Genomic DNA, 3196 nt, shown 5'->3' on the forward strand with positions numbered 1-3196 from the left:
ATGGAAAACTGTGAAAACAAGAAAAACCAAAGCAACAACAAGCTACGAGAATCAAAAGATTCTATAAAATAACTTGTAAATCTTAGCTCTTAGATGACTATATAATATTGAAAAATATTAATGAAACATTTATTCTTATCAAGTTATACTAAGCTTTAAAAATCTTCTAAAACCATGAAGATATTTAAAACTAAGAATAACTAAGATTAGAAAAATGTATTATAGGTCAAGCTAATAAGAGCATAGGGTGGATGCCTTGGCACTAGGAGCCGATGAAGGACGTGATAAGCTGCGAAAAGCTTCGGGGAGGCGCAAATAGCCATCGAACCGGAGATATCCGAATGGGGAAACCTGGCTAGGAAATACCTAGTTACTGCATAGTGAATACATAGCTGTGCAGGGGGAACTCGGGGAACTGAAACATCTAAGTACCCGAAGGAGTAGAAAGAAACATCGATTCTCTGAGTAGCGGCGAGCGAAAGGGGAAGAGCCCAAACCTAATAACCTAGTTATTAGGGGTTGTGGACTGCAAAAGGTATCTTGAGAATTAACCGAATGGTTTTGGGAAAGCCAACCAAAGACGGTGAAAGTCCGGTAGGTGAAAATTCAAAAGAGCTGGCAGGATCCAGAGTAGCACGGGACACGAGAAACCCTGTGTGAAGCTGGGGGGACCACCCCCCAAGGCTAAATACTACCTAGTGACCGATAGCGAATAGTACTGTGAAGGAACGGTGAAAAGAACCCCGGGAGGGGAGTGAAAAAGAACCTGAAACCCTATGTTTACAAGCAGTCGAAGATCTATATATGATCGACGGCGTACTTTTTGTAGAACGGTCCGGCGAGTTACGTATACTGGCAAGGTTAAGGACTAAAGGTCTGGAGCCGAAGGGAAGCCAAGTCTTAACAGGGCGTTAAGTCAGTGTATGTAGACCCGAAACCGGGTGACCTACCCATGGCCAGGATGAAGTTACCGTAAAAGGTAATGGAGGTCCGAACCCACACGTGTTGAAAAACGTGGGGATGAGCTGTGGGTAGCGGAGAAATTCCAATCGAACCCGGAGATAGCTGGTTCTCCTCGAAATAGCTTTAGGGCTAGCCTTGATGGAGTCTAATGGAGGTAGAGCACTGAATTGTCTAGGGGGCTGCGAAGCTTACCAAAACATATCAAACTCCGAATGCCATATAGATGCTCATCAGGAGTCAGACTGCGCGAGATAAGTTGGGTAGTCAAAAGGGAAAGAGCCCAGACCACCAGCTAAGGTCCCAAAGTACATGTTAAGTGGGAAAGGATGTGAGATTTCGAAGACAACTAGGATGTTGGCTTAGAAGCAGCCATACATTCAAAGAGTGCGTAATAGCTCACTAGTCGAGAGATCTTGCGCCGAAAATGTCCGGGGCTAAAACATGACACCGAAGCTGTGGATTGATACAAAGTATCAGTGGTAGAGGAGCATTCTTAAAAGGGAAGAAGCTGTACCGAAAGGAGCAGTGGACTATTAAGAAGAGAGAATGCCGGAATGAGTAGCGAGAGAGAAGTGAGAATCTTCTCGGCCGAATATCTAAGGTTTCCAGAGTAAAGCTGATCTTCTCTGGGTAAGTCGGGACCTAAGGCGAGGGCGAAAGCCGTAGTCGATGGACAACAGGTTGAAATTCCTGTACCGCATGCAAACAGAACTGTGGGGACACAGGAGGATAAGAGAAACGGGGAATGGAAAAACCCGTTCAAGTACAAAGGATAGGATGGAAGGCAAATCCGCCGTCTGTTTCTGAAGTACGAATAGGACCGAAATAAAAGTAGGGAAGTCTCTGAATCCAAACTGTCAAGAAAAGCCGCTATTGTTTTGTATGTGCCCGTACCGCAAACCGACACAGGTAGATGAGGAGAGAATCCTAAGGCCGACGGGAGAAGCGTTGTTAAGGAACTCGGCAAAATGACTCCGTAACTTAGGGATAAGGAGTGCCTCTTAATAGAGGCCGCAGAGAATAGGCCCAAGCGACTGTTTAGCAAAAACACAGGTCTCTGCAAAACCGAAAGGTGAAGTATAGGGGCTGACGCCTGCCCGGTGCTGGAAGGTTAAGAGGAGGGGTTAGCGCAAGCGAAGCTCTGAATTTAAGCCCCAGTAAACGGCGGCCGTAACTATAACGGTCCTAAGGTAGCGAAATTCCTTGTCGGGTAAGTTCCGACCCGCACGAAAGGCGTAACGATTTGGGCACTGTCTCGACAACGCGCCCGGTGAAATTGTAGTACCAGTGAAGATGCTGGTTACCCGCGACAGGACGGAAAGACCCCGTGGAGCTTTACTCCAGCTTGATACTGGGATTCGGTATTACATGTACAGGATAGGAGGGAGACGTTGAAGCAAGGACGCCAGTCTTTGTGGAGTCGATGTTGGGATACCTCCCTTGTAGTACTGGATTTCTAACCTGGCACCATAAACTGGTGTAGGGACAATGTCAGGTGGGGAGTTTGACTGGGGCGGTCGCCTCCGAAAAGGTATCGGAGGCGCTCAAAGGTCATCTCAGAATGGTTGGAAACCATTCGAAGAGTGCAAAGGCAGAAGATGGCTTGACTGTGACACCGACGGGTGGAGCAGGTACGAAAGTAGGACTTAGTGATCCGGTGGTATGAAAGTGGGATTGCCATCGCTCAACGGATAAAAGCTACCCCGGGGATAACAGGCTTATCACTCCCAAGAGTTCACATCGACGGAGTGGTTTGGCACCTCGATGTCGGCTCATCGCATCCTGGGGCTGAAGTAGGTCCCAAGGGTTGGGCTGTTCGCCCATTAAAGCGGTACGCGAGCTGGGTTCAGAACGTCGTGAGACAGTTCGGTCCCTATCCGTCGTGGGCGCAGGATATTTGAGAGGAGCTGTCCTTAGTACGAGAGGACCGGGATGGACGAACCGCTGGTGTATCTGTTGTATTACCAAGTGCATAGCAGAGTAGCCAAGTTTGGAAGGGATAAACGCTGAAGGCATCTAAGCGTGAAGCCCCCCTCAAGATAAGATATCCCATACCGAAAGGTAGTAAGACCCCTTGAAGACTACAAGGTTGATAGGTCGGAGGTGTAAGCATGGTAACATGTTCAGCTGACCGATACTAATAGGTCGAGGGCTTGACCTAAGTACATCAAAGAGATTTGAATGTATAATAGTTAAGCTAAGAGTTAAGATATATAAGTTATGTAGCTTTGCA

At 47.3% G+C, this 3196-nt stretch carries 1 rRNA gene; it reads left to right on the top strand.

What is annotated here, in order from left to right:
- The first annotated feature begins 224 nt into the window (after nucleotides 1-224).
- Nucleotides 225-3124, top strand: a 23S ribosomal RNA gene (locus AACQ14_RS23255).
- Nucleotides 3125-3196: the final 72 nt, after the last annotated feature.

The organism is Vallitalea maricola, from assembly GCF_036985595.1.
In the GTDB taxonomy this organism is placed as follows: Bacteria; Bacillota; Clostridia; order Lachnospirales; family Vallitaleaceae; genus Vallitalea; species Vallitalea maricola.